General features: G+C 72.5%; 11 protein-coding genes and 1 tRNA gene. 4 read left to right on the forward strand and 8 right to left on the reverse strand.

What is annotated here, in order from left to right:
- Positions 1 to 117: 117 nt before the first annotated feature.
- Entirely contained in the window at positions 118 to 1,704 is a 1,587-nt protein-coding gene (locus IEY91_RS04370) for an aldehyde dehydrogenase family protein (RefSeq protein WP_164318527.1), read from the forward strand.
- A gap of 127 nt (positions 1,705 to 1,831) precedes the next feature.
- Here the strand turns inward: IEY91_RS04370 and IEY91_RS04375 are convergent, their stop codons facing one another.
- The gene (locus tag IEY91_RS04375; RefSeq protein ID WP_189172916.1) at positions 1,832 to 3,166 is read right to left on the reverse strand and encodes a DUF2254 domain-containing protein; all 1,335 of its coding nucleotides are present in this window, start codon (positions 3,164 to 3,166) and stop codon (positions 1,832 to 1,834) included.
- A gap of 150 nt (positions 3,167 to 3,316) precedes the next feature.
- On the opposite strand from IEY91_RS04375, the gene IEY91_RS04380 reads away from it, so the two are divergent.
- Positions 3,317 to 3,401: transfer RNA gene (locus IEY91_RS04380), tRNA-Leu, on the forward strand.
- A gap of 181 nt (positions 3,402 to 3,582) precedes the next feature.
- Here IEY91_RS04380 and IEY91_RS04385 read toward each other — a convergent pair.
- Both IEY91_RS04385 and IEY91_RS04390 read right to left on the reverse strand, forming a co-directional pair.
- Positions 3,583 to 4,806: a cytochrome P450 gene (locus IEY91_RS04385; protein ID WP_189172917.1), complete on the reverse strand. Its 1,224-nt coding sequence runs from the start codon at positions 4,804 to 4,806 to the stop codon at positions 3,583 to 3,585.
- 743 nt (positions 4,807 to 5,549) lie between these two features.
- Complete coding sequence (locus IEY91_RS04390; RefSeq protein WP_189172918.1) at positions 5,550 to 7,124, reverse strand: glycoside hydrolase family 3 protein; 1,575 nt, start codon at positions 7,122 to 7,124, stop codon at positions 5,550 to 5,552.
- A 527-nt stretch (positions 7,125 to 7,651) separates the two neighbouring features.
- On the opposite strand from IEY91_RS04390, the gene IEY91_RS04395 reads away from it, so the two are divergent.
- Positions 7,652 to 8,674 carry a zinc-dependent alcohol dehydrogenase gene (locus IEY91_RS04395; protein WP_189172919.1) on the forward strand — a complete coding sequence of 341 codons (1,023 nt, stop codon included), beginning with the start codon at positions 7,652 to 7,654 and terminating at the stop codon, positions 8,672 to 8,674.
- A gap of 52 nt (positions 8,675 to 8,726) precedes the next feature.
- Complete coding sequence (locus IEY91_RS04400; RefSeq protein ID WP_268240851.1) at positions 8,727 to 9,824, forward strand: Gfo/Idh/MocA family protein; 1,098 nt, start codon at positions 8,727 to 8,729, stop codon at positions 9,822 to 9,824.
- On the opposite strand, the gene IEY91_RS04405 is transcribed toward IEY91_RS04400, so the two are convergent.
- The 5 genes from IEY91_RS04405 to IEY91_RS04425 all read right to left on the reverse strand — a co-directional run bounded on the left by IEY91_RS04405 (position 9,764) and on the right by IEY91_RS04425 (position 16,577).
- Positions 9,764 to 10,621: a phytanoyl-CoA dioxygenase family protein gene (locus IEY91_RS04405; protein WP_189172921.1), complete on the reverse strand. Its 858-nt coding sequence runs from the start codon at positions 10,619 to 10,621 to the stop codon at positions 9,764 to 9,766. The genes IEY91_RS04400 and IEY91_RS04405 overlap by 61 nt on opposite strands.
- Before the next feature lie 57 nt (positions 10,622 to 10,678).
- On the reverse strand, positions 10,679 to 11,827 hold the full coding sequence (locus IEY91_RS04410) for an acyl-CoA synthetase family protein (protein WP_189172922.1): 1,149 nt from the start codon (positions 11,825 to 11,827) through the stop codon (positions 10,679 to 10,681).
- The gene (locus IEY91_RS04415; RefSeq protein WP_189172923.1) at positions 11,824 to 13,164 is read right to left on the reverse strand and encodes a hypothetical protein; all 1,341 of its coding nucleotides are present in this window, start codon (positions 13,162 to 13,164) and stop codon (positions 11,824 to 11,826) included. The genes IEY91_RS04410 and IEY91_RS04415 overlap by 4 nt, the downstream gene beginning before the upstream one ends.
- A complete protein-coding gene (locus IEY91_RS04420) occupies positions 13,161 to 15,338 on the reverse strand; it encodes an aminotransferase class I/II-fold pyridoxal phosphate-dependent enzyme (protein WP_189172924.1) in 2,178 nt (725 codons plus the stop codon). Before IEY91_RS04420 ends, IEY91_RS04415 begins: the two co-directional genes overlap by 4 nt.
- Positions 15,339 to 15,551: 213 nt before the next feature.
- On the reverse strand, positions 15,552 to 16,577 hold the full coding sequence (locus IEY91_RS04425) for a radical SAM protein (RefSeq protein WP_229696700.1): 1,026 nt from the start codon (positions 16,575 to 16,577) through the stop codon (positions 15,552 to 15,554).
- Positions 16,578 to 16,600: the final 23 nt, after the last annotated feature.

A 16,600-nucleotide genomic window follows, 5' to 3' on the forward strand; every position in this document is an offset into this window, starting at 1 on the left:
GCCGCTCCACTACCGTCACTCCCGCGGCACGGCACCACGCACCACCGGCGGCGCCGCCGCGCAGGAACAGCCATGCACCCCCCGCCCCGACTGTGCACCGTGAGCGGAGAGAACCGAATGGCATCCACCCTCGACAACAACCCCGTCCCCAGCTCTCCCGACCTCCAGGTCCCCAAAGTCCTCAAGGCCAAGACGGCCTGGCCCGACGCCTGGGAGCGCTGCCTCGCCGCCGCGCCCGAGGCCTTCCGGGACGACCGCGTCCTGAACCTCTGGCACGGCGGCTGGCGCCCCGACGGCCGCCCGCTGCCCGCCACCAGCCCCGTCGACGGGAGCCCCATCGCGGGCCCGCCCCGGCTCGACGCGGCCGCCGCGCGCCGGGCCGTGCGCGCCTCGCTCGACCAGCACCGCGCCTGGCGCCACGTCCCGCTGCCGGAGCGTCGCGCCCGCGTCGCCGCCACGCTCGACGCCCTCACCGAACACCGGGAACTCCTGGCCCTGTTGCTCGTCTGGGAGATCGGCAAGCCGTGGCGGCTCGCGCAGGCCGACGTGGACCGGGCGATCGACGGCGTGCGCTGGTACGTCGACGGCATCGAGCCGATGGTCGACGGCAGGTCCCCGCTGGACGGCCCCGTCTCCAACATCGCGAGTTGGAACTATCCGATGAGCGTGCTCGTTCACGCAATGCTGGTACAGGCACTGGCAGGGAACGCGGTCATCGCCAAGACCCCGACCGACGGCGGCGTCTCCTGTCTCACTCTGGCCGGCGCGCTCGCCGCCCGCGAAGGGATTCCCGTCACCCTCGTCAGCGGCAGCGGCGGCGAGTTGTCCGAAGCGCTCGTGCGCGCCCCCGAGATCGGCTGCGTCTCCTTCGTCGGCGGCCGGGACACGGGAGCCGCGGTCGCCACAGCCGTCGCCGACCTCGGCAAACGACACATCCTCGAACAGGAGGGACTCAACACCTGGGGCATCTGGAACTACAGCGACTGGGACACCCTCGCGGCGGTGATCCCCAAGCTCTTCGACTACGGCAAACAGCGCTGCACGGCCTATCCGCGCTTCGTCGTCCAACGCGAGCTGTTCGACTCCTTCCTCGCGGCATATCTGCCCGCCGTGCGGACGGTGCGCGTCGGCCACCCGCTCGCGGTCGCCGGGCCCGAAGACCCCTTCCCGCAGCTCGACTTCGGCCCGCTGATCAACGCGGCCAAGGCCAAGGAACTCACCGACCACGTCGCGGAGGCCGTCGATCGCGGCGCCGTGCCGCTGTACCGCGGAGCACCCGACACCGGCCTCTTCCTGCCCGGCCAGGACACCTCCGCGTACGTCCACCCGGTCACGCTCCTCGCACCGCCGCCCTCGTCCCCGCTGCACCACGCGGAGCCGTTCGGGCCGGTCGACACGATCGTGCTCGTCGACACCGAGGCGGAGCTGCTCGCCGCCATGAACGCGTCCAACGGCGCCCTGGTCGCCACCCTGTCCACCGACGACCAGGCGACGTACGACCGCCTCGCTCCGCAGATCCGTGCGTTCAAGACGGGCCGGGGCAAGCCGCGTTCGCGTGGCGACCGCGAGGAGCTGTTCGGCGGGTTCGGCGCTTCGTGGCGGGGCGCGTTCGTCGGCGGGGAGCTGCTGGTGCGGGCCGTCACGCAGGGCGCGGTGGGGGAGCGGGCGCCGGGGAACTTCCCCAGCTACCACCTCATGGCGTGAGGGCGGGGTGGGGGCACGGGGCTGTGTTGCCGTGCCCCCGCTCACCCCACCGTCGGCGGCCCGGTGCGCGCCACCCTTGGCTGTCGCCCTGTCGCCCTGTCGCCCTGTCGCCCTGTCGCCGTGCCGGTCAGCCGATGCCCTGCCGGTCCGGCAGCAGGGCGAAGTCGCGGTCCGCGGCCTCCGGGACCATCCGCTCCACCGCCTGCGCCAGGAGCGCACGGTGCCGGACGAGTGGTGCCCGACGGTCCGCGGGGGCGAGCAGGAGCAGGTCGTCGATGCCGGCCAGCATGCGGCGGGTGACCTGGGGGTGGCCCGCCGCGCAGGCCCGGATCTCGGTGAGCCCGAGGTCGACGAGGTCCGGCCAGCTGGGCACGGGCTGCACGAGGCGTACCGTCCCGCGCCGGTCGCGATGGTGGAGCGCGCCCAGCGGGTAGGGGGCGACCGACGCGAGGAACTGGATGATGCGGTCCAGGGCCTGCACGGCGGTCGTCGGGTCGTTCACGGCCGGGGACAGCGCGCGCAGCGCGATGTCGGACAGTTGCCGGAGGCCGAAGCCGAGATCCTGGTGGAACGTGCGCTCCACTCCGACGGAGACGGTGTACCGCAGCGCGCGGCGGCCGGGCGCGGGCCCGCCGTGCACCGCGAACACGGGTGTCCCCGGCACGACGAAGTCCCCGATCCGCGGCAGCAGCCGCAGGACGGCGCCCTGCCGGCGGGCGGCCCGCACCGCCCGCGCGATGTTCACGTCCCGCAGCACCCCGGCCCGGCCCTCATGGGTGATCCGTGCCGTCTCGGGCCCGAGGCGGCCGTCGTCCGGCACCTCCTCGGTGGGGTGCTTCAGGGCCACCCGGAACGACTCGCGCGCGATGCGGTCGATCACGAAGCCGATGCGCATCATCCGCAGCGTGCCGTTCACGTACGCCACGAAGAGGAGCAGGCTCAGCAGCACCATCAGGAGGGCGAGCACGCCCTCGACCAGGGGCACGTTCGTCACCAGGCGCGGGTCCTGCTCGCTCTCGAAGGACGTCAGCGTCATCAAGGAGAAGAGGAACGTGGCCAGGAACACCGTCAGCGTGATCTTCGTGATCCGGGAGCGGACGTAGAGCCGGACGACCCGGGGGCTGAACTGGCCGCTGGCCATCTGCACGGCCACCAGCGAGATGCTGAAGACGACACCGATGAAGGTCATCATCGCCGAGCCGATGGTGCTGATCACGACCTTCGTGTCCTCGGCGACCTGGTTGAGGTCCTTGAGGGTGTCGTACTCCTCGTCGTCCTGAAGGAGCCTCACCAGCTCCGTGTCCAGCTCCGCGGCGGCCCACCACAGCACCATGGAGCCGACGAGCCCCACCGTGGGCGCGAACCACATCGTGTCCCGCAGATGCTCGCGCAGCGGGGACAGCATCCGGGGCCGCCGGACCCGCACCTCACCCAGCGCTCCCGTAAGCAGACCGTCACTCATGGTGAAACCTTAGGTGCGGTCGGCCATGATCCGGCGCGGCGCGCGGCGGTCCGGCGCAGGCCGCGGATACGCAGGTGAAAGGCACTCCGAAACCTTGGTATTGTTGTCTTCGTCGCCACGGGGAACACCCCGCAGGGCGGCAGACACCTAGTCCGGGTGGCGGAATGGCAGACGCGCTAGCTTGAGGTGCTAGTGCCCTTTATCGGGCGTGGGGGTTCAAGTCCCCCCTCGGACACAGACAGTAAACCCATGGATGGTGCTGGCCGACTCTCGGCCAGCACCATTTGTGTTTGGTGGTCGGGGGTGAGGCGCGGGCCGAGCCGGCGGCACTTGTGCGCGACAGCAGATGCCCAAAGCCCCGGGGGAGGGCTCGTGAGGAGCCCTCCCCCGGGGAGGTCGCGGTGCTGGGACGGGGCTCAGAAACGCACCGGCAGGCCGGTGAGGTGCATGCCCTCGCCGGGTACGGGCGCGTACACCAGGTCCTCGCGGTCGACCGCGAGGGACAGGCCCTCGTGCTTGATCAGGAGCTGGTTGAGGACGATCTCCGTCTCCAGCTTGGCGAGCGCGGCGCCGATGCAGTAGTGCGGGCCGTGTCCGAGGGCCACGTGCCCCACGCCGCTGCCGAGCTTGCGGGTGACGTCGAGCGCGGTGGGCTCCTCGTACTCGGCCGGGTCGTGGTTGGCGCCCTTCAGTGAGGCGTTGACGACCTCGCCCGCCTTGATCGGGCAGCCCTTGAACTCCAGGTCCTCGGTCGCGTACAGCGGCGCGCCCATCGGCACGGCGCTGGCGAAGCGCAGCAGCTCCGGAACGGCCGTGGTGGCGAGCAGCTCCGGCTCCGCGCGCAGCTTGGCCAGCTGCTCCGGGTGGTCGAACAGCGCGAGGACGGCCTCGCTCAGGAAGTGCGCCGGCGGCGCGATGCCCGTGTTGATGAGGAGCAGGAAGACCGCGATGATCTCGGTCTCGGTGAGCTTCTCGTCGCCCTCGTCCTGGAGCAGGCCGGAGACCAGGTCCTCGCCGGGCTCGGCGGTCCGCTTGGCGATGAGCGCCTTGCAGAACTCGACGATGCCCTGGATGGCGGGGATGAAGTGCTCCGGGTCGCCCGAGGCGTAGCCCTGGATGAAGCCCTGGACGGTCGGCTGGTCGGCCGCGTCCACGCCCATGAGCTCACAGATGGCCGTGGCGGCGATCGCATAGCCGAACTCGCCGACGAGGTCGGCCTCGCCCTTGGCCTTCAGCGCCGTGTACAGGTCCTCGGTGACCTTCTCCAGCTGCGGGCGCAGCGCGTTCACGCGGCGGGCGGTGAAGGAGCGGACCAGCAGGTTGCGGACGCGGGCGTGCTCCTCGCCGTCGGCGAGCACGAGGATGCCGAGGTACTGGGCGTACTCGGCGGGCAGGCCGTAGGCCGCGATCATCTGGTCCGCGATGCTGGGGCCCTCCTGGCCGGCCAGCTTCGTGGCGTCGCGGACGAAGCGCGGGTCGGTCAGGGCATCCTTGGCGTCCTCGTAACCCGTGACGAGCCAGACCGGGGTGTCGAGGCCGTGCAGGGAAACGTGGACGAGCGGGCCCTTCTCACGCAGCTCCGCGTATTTTGTCGGGTCGCTGATGGATTCGGGGGCCAGGCTGACGAGTTGCTCCGACACGATGAATCTTTCTCCTTAAGTCTGCTGAAATCCCCGCCTCGTGGCGGCGGTTGCGACCCGTCCTGGGCCGATCGGCGGGGTATTGGCACGGGGGTGCAGACCAGCCTGCGACTGAAAACAACCGCGGCGGCTGCCAGCTCACGACCGGGAGTATCGACGCACGACGTCCGGTCCGTCGTCAACTCCCCTTGAGGAACATCGACAACTCCCCTGGGAGGTATCTGGGAGCCGTCGACTTGGGCCCAGAACATAGCAGCGCACGGATCTTTTTCCAGAGGGCCGGAACGGGCCGGGAACGCCTGCGGTGCGGCTGTAAGAAGGGGTCCAGGAGGGCCAGTTGGCCGTAGGTCCACGAGGAAGACGCAGGGGCGGGCGGGGGAGTTGCCCGCTTGCGCGCAGGAGTTGGGGAAGCGGCTGAATGGCCGGTGAGATCGGGGGAGCGGCGGGTGTCCCCGCTAATGCCGGGTCCGGCGTCGCTTGATCGTCGCGGGCCCCGGCGCGGCTTGCGTCAACATCATTCCTAACGCATTCTTAATGAGTTCCTGACGCGCCTGATTGTTGCCCGCATTGCTTGACCCCAATAAAGCATGCCGGTGGGTATGTCCGGTTGGCGGGACATCTTTTTGTGCAGGCCTTGCAGATGCCTTGTTCGCGGCGATCCGTCGGAATGTTTCCGAGCTGTCCCGTGTGTGTATCTGCGAGGTGGGAGAAATTGCTGAGATCTTGTCGCGACAGCCGTGCCGTCAGATGCCGCCGGTGAGCATCTCGGCCACCGCGATGCCGGAAACCCTGGTCGCGCCATGCGTGATCATGTGTACGGCGCCGAAGGTGGCCCCCGTCGGCACGCCCATCTCCACGACGAGCGCGTCGGGGCGGGTGCGCAGCAGGCGGGCAAGGGTGTCGGACATCCAGCGGTGCCGTGCGGCGTCGCGGACGACCACCACCAGGGCCCTGCCGTCCGCCGGGGCCAGGGCCGCGCGGTCGAGGACCTCGTCCGTGCCGTCGTGGCCGTCGAGTTCGGCCTTGGTGAGGCGCACGGACGTGGTGTCGGGGCGCAGATCGCGCAGCGGCTCGGCGACGCCCCAGGGGGTGCCGCCGTCGACGGCGGGGTTCATCACCGGTGAGAGCTCGACCACATGCGGTGCCACGGTAAGCGGAAGTACGGATTCCGACGCCGGGTCGCTTCGCCGATGTACCCGCACCGCGCGCCGCGCCGCGACCAGGCCGATGTCGGAGCGCTCAAGCACGCCGACGCGGACGCCGACCCCGAAGCCCGCGCCGCCCTCCTCCCGCGCCGCCATCCGTGAGCGCCGCCCCGACCACGCGGCGAACTCCCGCACCCGCCCGCTCGCCTCGGTGAGCCGCTCCTCGGGCAGCCGTCCGTCGAGGACCGCCTTGACGAGCGCTCCCGCGAGCAGTTCGACGGTGGACTGCTCGGCGCTGTCCCCGCCCACGCACACCGCGTCCACGCCGCCCGCCACGGCCCGCACCGTCGCCCCGTCGATGCCGTACCGGTCGGTGACGGCGCTCATCTCGATGCCGTCCGTGACCACCATGCCCTTGAAGCCCAGTTCGCCGCGGAGCAGATCGTTCAGGATGCGGGGGCTGAGTGTCGCGGGCAGGACCGGGTCGTACGCGGGCACGAGCAAGTGCGCCGTCATGATGGCGCGCACGCCCGCCTCCGTGGCGGCGATGAACGGCGGCAGGGCCGTGCGCGCGATCTCCGCGGCGCTGCCCGTGACCTGGGGCAGCCCGAAGTGCGGGTCCACGGACGTGTCGCCGTGGCCCGGGAAGTGCTTGGCGCAGGCCGCGACGCCGGCCGCCTGGAGGCCGCGGATCCAGGCGGCGGTGTGCCGGGAGACGACGTCGGAGCGCGCGCCGAAGGAACGTACGCCGATGACGGGGTTGAGCGGGTTGGAGTTCACGTCGGCGCTCGGTGCGTAGTTCAACGAGACACCGGCGGCGTGGAGTTCCCGTCCGATGTCGCGGGCGACGCTCTCGGTGAGGTCGACGTCGTCCACGGCGCCCAGCGCGAGGTTGCCAGGGCGTGAGGCGCCGGTCCACGCCTCCATGCGCGTGACGTCGCCCGCCTCCTCGTCGATCGCGACGATCAGGTCGGGGTTCTCGGCGCGCAGCGAGGCGGTGAGGGCGGCGACCTGCTCCCGGTCGACGATGTTCCGGCCGAAGAGCACGACGGCGCCGAGCCCGTCGGCGATCCTGCGGCGCAGCCAGTCGGGCGCCTCGGTGGTGCCGACGAATCCCGGCTGGAGAACGGAGTTGGCGAGCCGCTCCAGGTTCGGGTGACTGCTCGAGACCATGCCGGGACCTCCGGTGGGACGGATGGGTGACCGGACGGCGGCCCGGCCATGGGACGAGAACTGCCGAGCACTGCCGAGGACTGCCGGGAACCGCCGAGACCCGCGGCGAACGGCGGTGGTCGGGACGCCGGGCGGCTTGGTACAGGCCAATCGGATGTTGGCTCAGACCAAATGAGCCTGTCAAGGAGGGCGAACTGGCAGGAAACGGAGGGTGAACCAGCAGATGGGAGCGGCGAGTTGACGGCGTTGCGGCAGGTGGGGCGGGAGTGGCGCACCGTGCGCACCCGCGGGCGGGCGGGTTCCGGGCGTACGGCAGTCCAACAACTGCGTACGACAGTCCAAGCGGCCGCTGTCGGGCGTGGCCCCGCGCACCCCGGCGATCCGGCCGGCCGAGGCGCATCCACCCCGAAGGCCACCTTGTACGACGCCGGGCCGCGAGGTGGAATTCCGGGGAGCGGGGCCGCGCGGAACCCGGCGTGCCCCGAGGCGGCACGGCCCTGCCGGGCCCCGGGCGAAGGAGGCACACCATGCGGCGGTACGAACTCGTCGGCAGGCGCGACATCAGGCTGGTCACCGACGCCCCGGTGCCCGAGCCGGGGCCCGGCCAGGTCCTGGTGCGGGTGCGGTCGTGCAGCGTATGCAACCGCAGCGACCTCGCGTACTTCCACTACTACGGCCTCAGAGAGCACTGCGCGACCGGCTGTTACGGCCATGAGATCGCCGGCGTGGTCGAGGCGACGGGCCCCGGCGTCACCCGGGTCGCCGCCGGGCAGCGCGTGTTCGTGCGCACGCCGCTGACGACGGGGTACGCCGAGTACGCCCTCGCGCGGGAGATAGCCGTCGGCGTGCTGCCCGACGCCATCCCCTTCGAGCAGGGTTCCCTCCTCCAGCTCCTGCCGCTCGCGGTGCACGCCACGCGCGGGGTCGGGCTCGGCGACCGGGTCGTGATCGTCGGGCAGGGGCCGGTCGGACAGATGGCGCTGCGCATGGCGGTGCGGCGCGGGGCGGCACACGTCACCGTGGTCGACCTGGACGAGTGGCGGCTCGAACGGTCGCGACGCGCGGGCGCCGACGCGACCCGCAGGACCGACGGCAGCGCCTCCCAACTGGCCACTATCGGCGAGGAGTTCAGAGGGGCGGGTGAGGAGTACGACGTCGCCATCGACGCCGTCGGCACCCCCACCACCCTCAACGCCAGCGTCGGCCTCGTCCGCCAGAACGGCCTGGTCGTCATGCTCGGCACGCACCACGTGGACACGCACGTGACCGTCGACCTGGTCACCTGGGAGCGCAAGGGGCTGCGGGTGCACAGCTCCGCCGAACCCGTGGACACCGCCCGCGCCGAGGCCCTCGCCGTCGCCGAACGCCTCCTGCGCCACGGCGCCGACACGCTCCGCCTGTCCGACCTGCACACCCACACCTACGCCCTCGACGAACTCCCCAAGGCCATGGAGCAGTTGTCCGCCAGCAGGTCCCTCTACCCGGACGCCGAGCGCGCCCCCTACGACGGCCCGCCGCCCGAGACCCTGAAGGTGGCGATCGTGCCGTGAGAGGCGGGTGCGGGGTGCGAGGCGGGTGTGACGTAAGTGCCGGGCGCGCCCGGTGAGGTGGGCCATCGCAGGGTACGGCGACGTCGTGCAGCGGCGGGTCCTGCCCGCGCTGCGCGCGCTCGGCGAGGAGCCGGTCCGCCTCTGGGGCCGCGACCCGCTCCGGGCCGCGGAGATCGCCGCCCGCCACGGCGTTCCGCACGGCGACAGCGACGAGGCCGCGTTGGTGCGGGGCGTGGACGCGGTGTACGTCGCCACTCCCGTCGTACGTCATGTCCCCCTGGCCGAGGGGGCGTTGGGGGCGGGTCTGCCCGTGCTCGTGGAGAAGCCGCTCGCGGGCGGGCTGGGCACAGGAGCGCGGTTGGGCCAGGGGAGCGGCGGCCTGTGCGCGGGCGTCGCGTACTACCGCAGGCTCGCCCCCGCCGTGCGCCGGCTCCGCGAGGAACTGCTGCTCGGGTGGGTGCCGGACCGCGTCGAGGTGCGGTTCCGGTGCGCCTTCGACCCGGGCCCCGAGCATCCGATGCGCTGGCGCACGGACCCCGCCCTGTCCGGCGGCGGGGTGCTCGCCGACGCCGGAAGCCACAGGATCGACCTGCTCCACCTCCTTTTCGGGCGCGCCGACGAGGTACGGGCCCGCCTCGGCCGGCGCTTCCCGGAGGGCGCCGAACGGCTGGCCGAGGTGGAGCTGCGGTGGGCCTCGGGGCTGCGGGCGCGGGTGCACGCGGAGTGGAGCGGGGCGCCCGCCGTGGACCGCTTCGCGGTGAGCGGGGGCGGGCGGACCCTCACGCTCGACCCGCTGGACTCGGGCCTGCTGCGCCTTCACGGCCCGGCGGGGGACCGGGAGTTGAGCCTGCCGCCCGCCCTGAACCCCCACCAGCCTCTCATCGCCGACTTCGTCGCAGCGGTCGCCTCCGGCCGGCCCCCGGTGTGCCCCGCACCCGAGGCGCACCTGGTCGACGAGGTCCTGGCGGCGGCGGAACGCTCGGACGCGTCGGGCGGCGCTCCGGTCCGCCTGCCCCTGTCGGCCGAGGCGGCGCCCCCACTCCGTACAGATGCGGAACCCCCGCCCCGTACAACCCCCGAAGCAACCCCTCAAGCCCCGTCGTCCGCCGACCAGGCCCGCAGCCACCGCGGATCCGGCGTATCCGACTGACGGATGAATCGCGTGTCGACGGAGAGCCGCATCGCGTCGGTCGTCGCGTCCAGGGAGGCGTGGATGATGCGCGGCACATGGACCATGACGTCGCCCGCGGCGAAGTCCGTCCACAGCCAGCGGCGGCCCAGGCTGCGCGCGGTGAACTCCAGGTCGTGGCAGATCTGGCGGCGGTCGCCGGGGCGGTCCGTGGTGTCCCGCAGCGACTCGTACGCCTCGGACGGCAGCCGGTGCGAGCCCTCCAGGTAGACCAGGGCGCCCGACTGCGGCGGGCAGTCGCCGACGGGGATCCACGTCGTGACGACGTCGGGCGAGCCCTCGTCCATGTAGTCGAAGTCGACGTGGGCGCGCGAGGCGCGCCGGACGCCGCGGTGGAAGTGGCGCAGTATGCGGCGCGGCAGCATCCGGGCGTCGCCGTCGAGCAGGTCCGTCGCCAGCTTGCGAAGGCGCGGGTCGTCGAGGAAGCGGTCGAAGCTCTCCGAGCGGACGAAGTCGTGGGCGGGATGCCCCGCGACACCGTGCTCGGGAAGCCCCTCCGGCACCCGGCCGGAGAACACGCCGTCGCGCGCGCTCGTGCCGGGCGCGAGAAAGCCGGGCGGCAGCCGTGAGAAGTACCGGCCGCGCAGCCGAAGCACCTCCTCGCGGTCGAGGAACCCCGGCAGGAACAGATATCCGTCCGCGCGCAGCCGCTCCCGCAGGGCGACCGGGTCCGGCAGCGGATCCGTGCCGGTGGCGCGCAGCGGGCCGAAGAGCTCGGGGGAAAAGGGTATGGGTATGCCGTTCGACGAGAGCTTCACGAGGATTCCTTACGTCCTTACGTCAGCGGTGACGTCTGAGGTGATGTCTGCGGGTGGTCAATAGACGCCTTCGACGGCCTCGCCGGGACCGGCCAGACCGTCGTGGAAGGTCCGGACCGCCGCCACGCCCTCCCAGGGGAACCAGGGGTGCGGTCCTGTCCTGATCGCGCTGTCCCGTTCGAGGAGGTTGGGCAGGAACAGGTCTTCCAGGAGCGTGGTGACGCGTACGCGACCGCGCTCGCCCACGGCCACCTCGCGCCACGGGTCGTCGGCGTCGACGACCTGGAGGACCGCGAAGGGCGGCGGCAGGTGGTACGAGTGCCCGGTGCCGCCGGGCGGCACGGGCGCGCCCGGCACCGCGTCGGCCTGCAGCGCGTGCCCGGCCAGCGTGTTGCCGTACGTGTCGATCCACTGCACCCCGTCGAGGTGCTCCTGGCGCAGGAAGGCGGCCTCGGCGGCGGAGCAGGTGGTGCCGCCGGTGCACACCGCGCGGATGCCGTACGTATGGAGGGGGCGCGGCAGCCGCATGGCGAGTTCGAGGAGCAGCCGGGAGGTGGTGAAGAGCAGCGCGGGACGCTCGGCGGCCAGCAGGGTCAGGGTCTGCTCCACCAGGTGCGAGGTGTACGCGTCGGCCTCGCCGCCCGCGCGCAGCGACGCCTTCACCCAGCGCGGGTCGAAGTCGATGGCGAACACCGCGCCGTGCCAGCTGTCGGCGAGACCCTCCACGAAGTGCCCGTACGCGTGCGGCCCGCTCGGCGTCATCGCGAGGACGTCGCCGCCCGCGACGCCGCGCGCCTCAAGGACGGTCCGGTAGATCTCCACGTCGTACGCGAGGCGCGTGACGTTCACGATCCGACAGGGCGCGCCCGTGGTGCCGCCCGTCTCGAACACCCGGAACGGGCGGTCGCGGTAGCCGCGCGGGCGCAGGTCCAGGGCGCTCGCGGCGCGCAGCTCGCCCTTGTCGAAGAGCCCGAACAGCTCCAGGGCCGCGAAGCCGTCGACGTCCGTGAGCGGGTCGAAGCCGAGCCACTCCCGCCGCCCGACCCAGAACGGGGAGCCCGTCTCCGGCTCGAAGTGCCAGCGCATCATGCGGCGCGTCCACGCGTCCAGGTCCACGGCGAGCTCGGGGACGCGCTCGCGCAGCACGTCGTGGAGGGTGTCGAAGGTGACCTTCGGTGCGTGCTCCGCACGGGACGAGGTGGTCATGGTTCTTCTCCTGGTGCCGCCGGCGGTCGGTACACGAACAGGGCTTCGTCGGCGAGGGCGCGCGCGCCCTCGGCGGTGGCGCCGAGGACGGCGGCGAAGGGGAAGGGGACTTCGTGGCCTATCAGGGGGTGAGTCGCTGTGGGGGTGAAGTGGCCCTTCAGAAGGGCTAGTTGAGGACGTACGAAGATGTCTCCGGCGGTGCCTTCGGTGTCCGGTGGGGCTTCGGCGACCGTCGGTTCGCGGGTGAGGAGGCGGTCGCCGGGGCGCAGCCGGTCGCGTACGGAGGCGGCGGCGCGGTCGGCCTCCGCGGGCTCGCGGAAGGCGGTCAGCGGCCAGCGGGGGTCGGCCGGATCGGGGGCGGGGCCCGGGTGCAGGGCGTCGAGGGCCGCGGCGAGGGCCTTCGCCAGGGGTTCCGGGTCGTGGTCCACGCAGACGACGGTGCGTACGTTGCTGCAGAACCGGCCCGAGTCGGCGGCGACCAGGGGCAGGAGCCAGGCCACGGTGCCGTCGACGGGGTCGGTGCCCGGGGCGGGCGGCACGAGGGCGCAGCCGCGGCCGGGGCCGTGCAGGGTGAGGGCCGCGGAGGCGCGCACCGACGCGGCGAGGCCCGCGCCGCCGTACACGACGTGCCGGTCGGTGAGGGTCAACAGGCCGTGCAGGGCGCGCTGTTCGGTGGGGTACAGGCCGAGGCGGTCCGGTGGCCAGCCCGCGGCGAGGAGCGCCGCGACCAGGCGGGCGGCGGACAGCGGCTCGCGGCGGCTCGGGCGCACCCAGACGCCCGCGGACCGCTCGGCCTGCTCCAGGACGGAGTCCAGGCAGGTGAAGGTGTTGCCGGGCAGCGCCACCAGGGCCAACGCGTCGTCGGGGGCGCGGACTTCACGGCGTGACGCCCCCTCGTACAGCATCGCGCCCCAGCGTTCGACCAGCGGTCCCGGCAGCCCGGCGCTCTCCCAGAGGGCGGCCCGGAAGGCGTTCGCACTCTGCGGACCGAGACCGCCGACGGTGACCGTGCCGTGCCGGAACAACTCCACGGCGTCCAGGAGGAGTTGGCGTCGTCCGGGGAGCGGGGGCAGGTCGGTGCGCACGGCCTCCCACCGGCGGCGGTCGGCGTGGGCGACGATGTGCGGGACGAGGGCGAGGCGGGTGCCGGACGGGCCGGGGAGCGGGGCCGTGTCGAGGGAGGGCTGCCAGCCGCCCGCGCGGAACGCGGAGATGACCGGAGCCCGGTCCTCGCACGGGGGCGTCGCTTCGTGCGCGGCCGACTCTGCGTGCGGGGCCGACTCTCCGTGCGGCGGCGTCTCTTCGTGCGGCGGCGTCTCTTCGTACGGCGACGTCACGACAGCTCGCCGCGCAGCGCCTCGACCACCCGGATCTGCTCGGGCCGGGTGAGCGTCGGGTACAGGGGCAGGGCGATGTGGTGCCGCGCGAACCAGCGAGCCTGCTCGAAGGGGCCGTCGGCCGCAGCCGAGCCACCCGAGCCGCTCCCGGCACCGCCTGAGTCGCTCGCATCCGCACTCGAGTCGCCCGCGGCCGTGAAGTACGGCTGGTCGCACAGCAGATGGTCGTACACCTCGCCCGCCAGCGACACGCCGTGCCGTTCGCGCAGTCGCTTCTTCAGGAGCGCGCGGTCGACCGGGGCGTCCAGGTAGGCGAGGTACTTGTAGTAGTTGCTGTGCGCCGCCGCGGGCACCGCGTGCGCGCGGACACCGGGGACGTCGGTCAGCAACTCGTCGTAGTGGAAGGCGAGTTCGCGGCGGGCGGCCAGCGTGTCGTCGAACCGCTCCAGGTCGACCGTGCCGACCGCGGCGTGCAGTTCGCTCATCCGCCAGTTGCCGCCGGGCCGGTCGTGCAGCGTGGAGCCCTGCGCGCTCTTGCCGTGGTCGCGCCAGCGCCGCACCTGCTCCGCGTCCTCGGCGTCCACGCACGTCACCAGGCCGCCCTCGCCGCTCACGGCGACCTTCGTGGGGAAGAAGGAGAACGCGCCGAACCGCCCGAAGGCGCCTGCGAACCGGCCGCTGAGCGTCGCCCCGAGCGCGTGCGCGGCGTCCTCCACGACCGCGACCCCGCGCCGCTCGCACAGCGCGAGGACGTCTTCAAGGGCGGGCGGGACGATGCCGCCGATGTGCACGGGAAGCACGGCCGCCGTGTCCGGATGGCGGTCCAGGGCGGTGCGCAGCGCGTCCGGGTCCAGGCCGAGGCCGTCCAGCTCGATGTCGACGAACCGGACCCGCCCGCCCGCGCGGACCGCGGCCGCCGCCGTCGCGAAGAACGTGTTGACCGGCACAAGCACGGTGCGCCCCGCCACGCCGACGATGCGCAGGGCGATCTCCAGGGCCGCCGCCCCGGACGCCACGGCCACGCCCTCCCGGCCCGTCCACGTGCGCGAAAGCTCCTCGAAGCGGGTCAGTTCGGGACCCTGGGTGAGGTGGCCGGAGGCGAGCGCGGTGTCGACCCGGTCGAGCACCGCGCGGCGTTCGGCCACACCGAAGTGGACGCGCTGGGCGGGCACGTCGGCGGGGGCGGCGGTGCCGGGACCGGTCAGCGTGCGGGTGAAGAAGTCGATCGTGTGCTGTACGTGGGTGCCGTGGCCCATGGGCAGTTCGTGCACGTCGAGCCGGTCCTTGGCGCCCGCCGCCGCGTAGCCGCGGCGCACGGTGGCCGCCGCGGCGCGGGCGTCGGCCGGTTCCAGGTAGGAATCGGCGGTGCCGTACTGGAGGTGCAGCGGGGCCGGGGCGAGCGCGGCGTAGAGGTCGCCCAGGTCGGCGTACTCCAGGATGCCCGGCAGGACCGCGCCCTCGTACCCCGTGAGCAGCCGTTCGTACAGCGCCGGGTAGCTGCCGAGGTGGCTGGCCGCGCACACCGGCAGCGGGCGGGGCGCGAGCAGCGCCGTGTGCAGGGCGACCGCGGCGCCCAGGCTGTGCCCGAACAGGCCGACGCGGGCCGGGTCGACGAGAGGGTGGGTGGCGAGGACGTCCAGGGCGCCGAGGGTGTCGCCTACGAGGGCGCCGAGCAGGGAGTGGCCGGTGAGCGCGAACGCGTGCGCAAGCAGGGCGCCTTGCTCGCGGCCCGCGCGGCGCTCCTCGTCCAGGCCGGTGATGCCGTGCTCGAAGGTCAGGGTGACGAAGCCCGCCCGTGCGAGGTGCTCGGCCACGTTGCGGTCGGGGAAGTCCGGTGGGGTCTCGCCGGTGAGCTGGTCCAGGTGGGCGTTCTTGCCGCCGAAGACCAGGACCGCGGGGGCCGGGGTGGTGGTGTCCGGCGGGGCCAGGAGGGTGGCCTGGAAGGCGCCTCGTACCGGGGAGTTGAGGGTCAGGCGTTCGCGGCGCAGGCCTGCGGTGACGGTCGTGTCCACGGCCGTGACCTCGAGCGGGGTGCGCTCCGCGCGGGCCAGGCGGGCCACCACCGCGCGGACCCTGCGGGACCAGGCGGTGTGCGCGGAGGTGTCGGAGGGGGTGGGGGTGAGGCGCAGTTTGGGGTCGGCTCCGAGCAGGCGGCGCACATGGGTGGTCTGCATGCGGGTGCGATCGCTCCTGTGGGTGGGCGGGTGCGGGTCGGTGTCCTCGCGGGGCGCGCCCCAGGCCCGCCCCTTTCCCGTAACCAGGGGCTGCCGCCCCTGGACCCCGCTGATGGCCGCTTCGCGGCTCGTCCTCAAACGCCGGACGGGCTGGAATGGGCCGGGGTGGGATGGATAGGGACGGGGGCGGGCGGGGTGTGCCTGTGATGCGGGCTAGACGAAGTCTGCGTGCAGTGTGCTCGGGACCTCTATCGCGTACGCGTCCAAGGCCTCGTCCAGTTGGATCTGGCCGCGTTTGAGGAGCTCCAGGAGCTCGTTCTGGGGGCGGTAGAAGCACGACTTGCACAGGTCGGTGCGGCTCGGGTTGGAGGCTTCCCACTCGGCGCGGGGGCCGCCTTCCAGGACCGTGGGGTAACCGAGGTCGACCACGTCGCCGATGCGGTAGCGGCTGTTGAGGTGGACCTGGGGGCACGGGTAGAGGTGCCCGTCGGCGCCGACCGCCGTCACGAAACGGCTGTAGTGGCAGTGCTCGAAGTCGCCCTCGACCTCCTCGACCTGGTCCATCGGGCCGCGGTCCAGCTTGGGCACCGACACCTCGAACTCGTCCGTGGACATCGCCGCGGCCTCGACCAGCGAGCCGGAGATCTCCGCCATGACGGTCTCGATGGTCTCGTGGCCCATCGCGCTGTAGAACTCCGGCTCGAAGCGGACATAATGCGCGCCGGACTCGTGGGCGATGCGGGCCGCCTCGACGATCTCGCGGTAGTTCTGCATCGTGATCACATAGTTGAAGCCGATGCGGAAGTCCGGTGCGACAGCGTTGTCGCGCAGTGTGCCGATGGTCGAGATGAACTTGGAGAACGTCTGCTCGCGGTCGCGTGTGATGTCGTTGAACGTGGCCTCGGTGCCCGCGTTCATGCCGACGCGCACCCAGGTGTGCGTGGCGGTGACACAGTCGGCGACCTTGGGGCGGCCGAGCCGGGAGCCGTTGGTGATGAGGCCGATGTGCAGGCCGTCGGCGTGCCCGGCGTAGCAGATGTCGGCGTAGCCCGGGTGGATGGTGCACTCGCCGCTGCCGCAGAAGGTCACGGCGCGGCCGTCGTTCTCGGCGAACTCCTTGAGCAGGGTGATCGCCTTGTCGGTGGTGAGGGAGTCCTTGAACGAGAACAGGTCGTAGAACTGCTCCTCGTTCGGCGAATGGAAGTTGCAGAAATTGCAACGCATATTGCAGGCGCCCATGATGCCGATCCTCATGTGGACCG

Origin of the sequence: Streptomyces lasiicapitis (genome assembly GCF_014646335.1) — a bacterium.
In the GTDB taxonomy this organism is placed as follows: domain Bacteria; phylum Actinomycetota; class Actinomycetes; order Streptomycetales; family Streptomycetaceae; genus Streptomyces; species Streptomyces lasiicapitis.